7 protein-coding genes are annotated in these 6,312 nt (G+C 72.6%); 2 read left to right on the top strand and 5 right to left on the bottom strand.

Annotated features, from left to right (window positions below; translation table 11 throughout):
* Positions 1-62 precede the first annotated feature (62 nt).
* The 5 genes from AB0J36_RS34190 to AB0J36_RS34170 all read right to left on the bottom strand — a co-directional run bounded on the left by AB0J36_RS34190 (position 63) and on the right by AB0J36_RS34170 (position 5,017).
* Positions 63-467: a DoxX family protein gene (locus AB0J36_RS34190; RefSeq protein ID WP_357118941.1), complete on the bottom strand. Its 405-nt coding sequence runs from the start codon at positions 465-467 to the stop codon at positions 63-65.
* A 131-nt stretch (positions 468-598) separates the two neighbouring features.
* Positions 599-2,929: an endopeptidase La gene (gene lon, locus AB0J36_RS34185; RefSeq protein WP_357397526.1), complete on the bottom strand. Its 2,331-nt coding sequence runs from the start codon at positions 2,927-2,929 to the stop codon at positions 599-601.
* 37 nt (positions 2,930-2,966) lie between these two features.
* Complete coding sequence (locus AB0J36_RS34180; RefSeq protein ID WP_357397522.1) at positions 2,967-3,248, bottom strand: hypothetical protein; 282 nt, start codon at positions 3,246-3,248, stop codon at positions 2,967-2,969.
* Positions 3,249-3,330: 82 nt separating this feature from the next.
* Positions 3,331-4,200: a manganese catalase family protein gene (locus AB0J36_RS34175; protein ID WP_357397519.1), complete on the bottom strand. Its 870-nt coding sequence runs from the start codon at positions 4,198-4,200 to the stop codon at positions 3,331-3,333.
* An 85-nt stretch (positions 4,201-4,285) separates the two neighbouring features.
* On the bottom strand, positions 4,286-5,017 hold the full coding sequence (locus tag AB0J36_RS34170; RefSeq protein ID WP_357118952.1) for a HAMP domain-containing sensor histidine kinase: 732 nt from the start codon (positions 5,015-5,017) through the stop codon (positions 4,286-4,288).
* A 98-nt stretch (positions 5,018-5,115) separates the two neighbouring features.
* Between AB0J36_RS34170 and AB0J36_RS34165 the strand changes: the two genes are divergently transcribed.
* On the top strand, positions 5,116-5,724 hold the full coding sequence (locus AB0J36_RS34165) for a response regulator transcription factor (RefSeq protein ID WP_357118955.1): 609 nt from the start codon (positions 5,116-5,118) through the stop codon (positions 5,722-5,724).
* Positions 5,725-5,879: 155 nt separating this feature from the next.
* Positions 5,880-6,227 carry an Lsr2 family protein gene (locus AB0J36_RS34160; protein WP_357118958.1) on the top strand — a complete coding sequence of 116 codons (348 nt, stop codon included), beginning with the start codon at positions 5,880-5,882 and terminating at the stop codon, positions 6,225-6,227.
* Positions 6,228-6,312 lie beyond the last annotated feature (85 nt).

Here is a 6,312-nt window from a genome sequence, read left to right as displayed (position 1 = left end):
CCGCGGGGGGGCGGGCGGGCCGCGGGGGCGCCGGGGGGGGGGGGGGGGCCCCCCCCGGGCCCTCACAAGGAGTACGGGCCGAAGCGTCCCCACGCCACCACGGCGGCGAGGACGAGCAGCACCGCGCAGGTGATCGCGCCCTGGATCTCCAGCCGACGCTCGGCCGCCGTGTCGCGCTTCTTCCGGTCGCGCAGGTGCACGAGGATGCCGCCGATCATGACGATGACCAGCCCGACGGCGGCCAGCGGCGTGAGGACGGTGGCGATGCCGGTGAACGCGGGCAGCACGAGCCCGAGGGCGGCGGCCACCTCGACCGCGCCGAGGGCCTTGACCTGCGACGGCGGGACCGGGTCCACCCACCGCATCATCTCGCGCAGCTTGTCCTTGGGTTGGGTCAGCTTGGCCAGGCCGGCGCCGGCGAAGACGACAGCGAGCAGGATCTGGATGATCCCGAGCACCAGGTTCACGGGGTTACCTCCGGGGGCACCGCCTCGCGGCGGAGAGGTGGTCGACGCTTCGAGCGGAACACTAGCCTTCGATGCGTGGACGCCGATGACCCCCGCCGTCGACGGACGGCGGGGGTCATCGTGGTGGACTGTCAGACCGTGAAGAGCGCCGGTCCGTCCAGCGCCTGGACGTCGGCCGGGCGCAGCGCCAGCGCGAGCACGTCGGCCACGTCGGCCAGGGTGTGCACGGTCAGCGCCTCGCGCACCTCGGCCGGCAGGTCGTCCAGGTCCGGCTCGTTGCGCGCCGGGATGATCACCTCGGTGAGGCCGGCCCGGTGCGCGGCGAGCAGCTTCTGCTTCACCCCGCCGATCGGCAGCACCCGCCCGGAGAGGGTCACCTCACCGGTCATCCCGAACTCGGGACGGACCGGGCGGCCGGTGACCAGCGACGCCAGGGCCGTCACCATGGTGATGCCGGCGCTCGGGCCGTCCTTGGGCACCGCGCCAGCCGGGAAGTGGACGTGGATCCGCCGCCCGGCCAGGGCGTTCGGGTCGATGCCGAGCCGTCGCCCGTTGGAGCGCAGGTACGACAGCGCGATCTGCGCCGACTCCTTCATCACGTCACCGAGTTGACCGGTCAGGGTCAGTCCCGGCTCGCCCTCCATGCTGGTCGCCTCGATGAAGAGGACGTCGCCGCCGGCGCCGGTCACCGCGAGCCCGGTGGCGACACCGGGAACCGCCGTACGCTCGGCCGACTCCGGGGTGAACTTCGGCCGCCCCAGATAGCCGCTGAGGTTGTCGGTGTCGACGCGTACCGGCGACGGGTCGGTCGCCAGCGTCACCGTCACCTTGCGCAGGATCTTGGCCAGGGCCCGTTCGAGCTGCCGGACACCGGCCTCGCGGGTGTACTCCCCCGCGATCAGCGCGAGCGCCGCGTCGGCGACGGTCACCTCGTCGTCGGTCAGCCCGGCCCGCTCCCGCTGCCGGGGCAGCAGGTGGTCGCGGGCGATGGCGACCTTCTCGTCCTCGGTGTACCCGTCCAGCATGACCAGCTCCATCCGGTCCAGCAGCGGGCCGGGGATGGACTCCACCACGTTGGCGGTGGCGAGGAAGAGCACGTCGGACAGGTCCAGGTCGACTTCCAGGTAGTGGTCCCGGAAGGTGTGGTTCTGGGCCGGGTCGAGCACCTCCAGCAGGGCGGCGGCCGGGTCACCGGCGTAGCCGGCGGCCAGCTTGTCCACCTCGTCGAGGAGCACGACCGGGTTCATCGAGCCGGCTTCGCGCAGGGCCCGGACGATCCGACCGGGCAGCGCGCCCACGTAGGTGCGCCGGTGACCGCGGATCTCCGCCTCGTCGCGGACGCCGCCGAGCGACACCCGGACGAAGTTACGCCCGAGGGCCCGCGCCACGGACTCGCCGAGGCTGGTCTTGCCGACCCCGGGAGGGCCGGCGAGGGCGAGCACCGCGCCGGAGCCGCGACCGCCGACCACGCCGAGGTTGCGCTCGGCACGCCGGTTCCGCACGGCCAGGTACTCCAGGATGCGGTCCTTGACGTCGGACAGACCGGCGTGGTCGGCGTCGAGCACCTCCCGGGCCGCGGCCAGGTCGGTGTTGTCCTGGGTACGCGTGCTCCACGGCATCTCGAGCACGGTGTCCAGCCAGGTACGGATCCAGCCCGCCTCCGGGGAGGCGTCACTGGCCCGCTCGAGCTTGCCGACCTCGCGCAGGGCCGCCTCGCGGACCTTGTCGGGCAGCTCGGCGCTCTCCACCCGGGAGCGGTAGTCGGCGGAGCCGTCCGGCTCGTCCTCGCCCAGTTCCTTGCGGATCGCGGCGAGCTGCTGGCGCAGCAGGAACTCCCGCTGCGACTTCTCCAGGCCCTCGCGGACGTCGCTGTTGATCTGCTCGGTGACCTCCTGCTCGGCCAGGTAGTCCTTCACCCAGCCGACCAGCAGCTCCAGCCGGGCGGTGACGTCCGGCGCGGCGAGCAGTTCGGTCTTCTGCTCCAGGGTCAACCACGGCGCGTAGCCCGCCGAGTCGGCCAGCTCGGAGAGGTCGGTCATCCGCTCCACGGCGTCGATGACCTGCCAGGCGCCCCGCTGCTGGAGCACGGAGGTGACCAGGGCGCGGTACTCGCGGGCGAGCTCACGTGCGCGGCCGGCGGGGCCGGGTTCGTCGAGTTCGGTCGCCTCGACCCAGAGCGCCGCGCCGGGACCGGGCACGCCGGAGCCGATGCGCGCGCGGGACAGGCCACGGACGACGGCGGCGGGCTCACCGTCGGGGAGCCGGCCGACCTTCTCGATGGTGGCGACCACGCCGATCGGGCCGTACTCGCCGTCGATCCGCGGGACGGCCAGCAGCTTGCGGTCGCCGGTTGTCCGCGCCGCGTCGATGGCGGCCTGGGTGGTCGGGTCGAGGGTCACCGGGATGACCATGCCGGGCAGCAGCACGGCGTCGGTCAGGGGCAGTACCGGAAGAGTTGCCATCGAACACCTGCTATCCATTGAGTTGAGCGTGTCTCACTCAAGTAACAAAGCGTTCCCCTTGTTCCGGCGTGTGACCCAGGCCACTGTCCGGAGCCCGGCGGCGAGCCGGCAGCAGCAGCTCGCGAACCGCCCGGCCGCCCCCGGCCAGCGCTACGGCCACGGGGATGGCCAGGCTGGTCAGCGCCAGCGCGAGGACCACCCGGGCAGGCAGTCCGACTCCGACGGCGAGCGCGGTCAGCACCGTGCAGACGGCCAACTTCACCCGGGTACGCGACAGCGGGACCGCTGCGGACTCGCGGGCGGGCGCGACGACAGACATGCGCTTCTCCTCGTCTTTTCCGGTGAGCGGGCGGTCTCGTCGGGCCGCCCGTGCGGGACCCGGACGACCCGACGGGACAAGCTCAGGTGAGCCTGCTCTTGACGGTGTTCACGACGCCGCCGGCCGGGTCCGGGTTGGTGCCGTAGAGCCGCGGGTCACCGGGCGGCAGCACCGGCTCGGGGGCGTTCGCGCGCGGGTTGTCGTCGTACCGGAACTCGCCCCTGCCGTCCGGCGCGGGCCCGGACGCCCACCGCCGCTGGGCGGCGTCGGCGCCCGAGGAGAAGTCCAGGTAGGTGTAGCCGAACTCGTCGGTGAACTCCGCCGAGTCCGGAAAGGCCTCCGGCACCGGCATCTCCTCCAGGCCGTCCTCCTTGAGCTGCTCGATGGCCGCCAGCCAGATGTTCTGGTGCATGGTGTCGCGGGCCAGCAGGAAGCGCAGCATCTGCTTGACCCCGGGGTCGTCGGTCATGTTGAACAGCCGGGCGACCTGCAACCGGCCCTGCGCCTCGGCGGTGACGTTGAGCTGGAAGTCGGCCAGGAGGTTGCCGCTCGCGGTGACGTACGAGCCGTTCCAGGGCACCCCGCTGGCGTCGACGGGCAGCGCCCCGCCCCCGCCGTGGATGAAGTGCGCCGGGTTTGACCCGGCGTAGACCGCCCCGCCCCCGGGGTTGTCCGCGACGGCCTCCGACAGCGCCAGCGGGGCGCTGTCCAGCAACCGGCTGATCATCGTCACGATCATCTCGACGTGGCCGACCTCCTCGGTGCCGACGTCGAGCAGCAGGTCCTTGTACTTACCGGGGAGTCGGCAGTTCCAGCCCTGGAAAAGGTACTGGTTGGCGACGGTCATCTCGCCCCACTTGCCACCCAGCACCTCCTGCAGACGGCGGGCGAACGCGGCGTCCGGAGCGTCCGGCTTGGCCTCGAACTGCAGGTCCTTGACGTGGCTGAACATCCGACCTCCTCGGCACCGGGTTGCTGGCACCAAGGACGATTCCCATCCCGCTGACCCGGCCGGGCCAATGCGTGTCCCGCACGGGTCAGCGCAGCGGTCCGACCGCCGGCAGCAGCACCTCCAGCGCCACGCCCCGCGGGCGCAACCGGTGCGCCCGCAGCGCTCCCCCGTCGGCGGCCACCAGGTGCCGCACGATCCACAACCCCAGCCCGGACATGCCGACCACGGGGGCCGGACGGCGCAGCGCCACCAGCAGCCCGTCGTCCACCCGCCCCTCGTTGGTGACCACGATGCTCAGGCCGGGGCCGCGCAGCGCGGCGTAGAGCCCGACCCGCCCGTTTGCCGGCCCGTGCCGCAGCGCGTTCTCCACCAGGTTTCCCAGCACCTGCCGGGTGCGGCCGGCCGGTACCGGCCAGCAGGCCGCCCGTCGGGTGGCGCGGACCCGACGCCGGCCCGCCGGCACGAACGCGGCCGCCTCACGCAGGAGGCCGGCCAGGGGCACGGTCGCTTCCGGTTGGGCCACCGGCGTCAGCGCGCCGGCGCCGGCCGTCGCGTCGCGGAGCAGGCCCTGCAGATGGACGGCCTGGTCGCGGGCCAGCGCGATGACCGCCCGCCGGTCCGCGCCGGTCAGCGGCCGGTGGTCATCGGCCAGCGCCCGGGTCAATGACGTCAGCGCGCTGACCGGGGTACGGAACTCGTGACACAACACCCGCAGCAGCAGGTCCGCGTCGACCTCCGGGGACGGTGGGATGCCCGGTCCGGACCCGGCGCGTCGCAATCCTCGCAACCGGCCCTGCCACCCCTGGCGTGCGCGCATCCATCCGACTCCCCCCGATCGGTGCATACCCGCATGATCGGTACCCGCTGGGGAACGGCCCAGACATGCCGGACGCCCCCAACCTCAGACTCGCTGTCGTGGACGATCACCCCCTGTTCGTCCGTGGCTTGGAACTGCTGCTTCCGGTGACCACCGACGGACGCGCCGAGGTGGTCGGCTCGACCGGGGACGCCGCCGCGGCGGCCGGCATGATCAGTCGTTGCCATCCCGACCTCGCGCTGGTCGACCTGCACATGCCACCACCCGGCGGCGTCCGGGCGGTGGCCGCCATCCGGCGGACCACCCCCCGCGTACGGGTGGTCGCCATGTCCGGCTCGACCGACCCAGCGCCCGCACTGGAGGCGCTGCGGGCCGGCGCGGAGGGATTTCTGCCGAAGACCAGCGAACCGGAGGAGCTGCTACCCCCGCTGCTGGCCATCCTCGACGGCTGGGCAGTCCTGCCGGCGGAACTGCTGCGCGCCCTCCTCGGACCCGCCCGGACGGCGTCCGTCGACCTCGACGCCGAGGAGCGCCGTCTGCTGCGGGCGATCGCGATCGGGCGCAGCACCGTCGACATCGCCGAGGAACTGCACGTGTCGGAACGGACGGTGAAACGAATGACCGCCGCTCTGCTGCGCAAGCTGCGGGTCGCCAACCGGGCGGAGGCGGCGGCGGTCGCCGGCCACGCCGGTCTGCTCACCGATTGACACCGCACCGGGACCTGCGATTACGGCCAGTTCGCTGTTTTGTGGCCCACTCAATCGCGACGCGCCGAAATGAATGGCACGCACATTGTTGCGGATTCCCCGGGTGATAGGTCAGACTTTGGAAACATCCCGCCACACACAGGGAGTAATCGGCAATGGCGAGAAAAGTAATCACGGTGCTGACCGACGACCTCGACGGCGGGAAGGCCGATCGGACGGTCGAGTTCAGTCTCGACGGCGTCGCGTACACCATCGACGTCTCGGACGAGAATGCGGGTGTCCTGCGTAAGGCGCTGGACCCATACATCAATGCGGGCCGGCGGATCGGCCGAGGCCCGGCGGAGAACGCGCGGGCAGTTCGGCGGCCGGGGCGACCCACCGGCGCGGGAATGGACCGCGAACAAAACCGGGCGATCCGGGAATGGGCCGTCAAGAACGGCTACAAGATTTCCGAGCGGGGCCGGATCCCGGTCGAGGTCGTCGAGGCGTACAAGAACCGCTGACGCACGGCACAGCGACGGGGGGGCGGCCAAAACGCGGGGGCCCCGGGCGGGGGGGGCGGGCGGGGGGCCGCCGGGGGGGGGGCGC

The sequence above is a fragment of the Micromonospora sp. NPDC049662 genome, assembly GCF_040675055.1.
In the GTDB taxonomy this organism is placed as follows: domain Bacteria; phylum Actinomycetota; class Actinomycetes; order Mycobacteriales; family Micromonosporaceae; genus Micromonospora.
The sequence above is the reverse complement of the archived record's forward strand: the minus strand, read 5'-3'. Positions and strand labels throughout refer to the sequence as shown.

What these genes read in the sequence shown, in the direction of transcription:
- lon (WP_357397526.1), bottom strand. Translation starts at nt 2,929, where the DNA reads ATGGCAACTCTTCCGGTACTGCCCCTGACCGACGCCGTGCTGCTGCCC.
- AB0J36_RS34160 (WP_357118958.1), top strand. Translation starts at nt 5,880, where the DNA reads ATGGCGAGAAAAGTAATCACGGTGCTGACCGACGACCTCGACGGCGGG.
- AB0J36_RS34175 (WP_357397519.1), bottom strand. Translation starts at nt 4,200, where the DNA reads ATGTTCAGCCACGTCAAGGACCTGCAGTTCGAGGCCAAGCCGGACGCT.
- AB0J36_RS34180 (WP_357397522.1), bottom strand. Translation starts at nt 3,248, where the DNA reads ATGTCTGTCGTCGCGCCCGCCCGCGAGTCCGCAGCGGTCCCGCTGTCG.
- AB0J36_RS34170 (WP_357118952.1), bottom strand. Translation starts at nt 5,017, where the DNA reads ATGCGCGCACGCCAGGGGTGGCAGGGCCGGTTGCGAGGATTGCGACGC.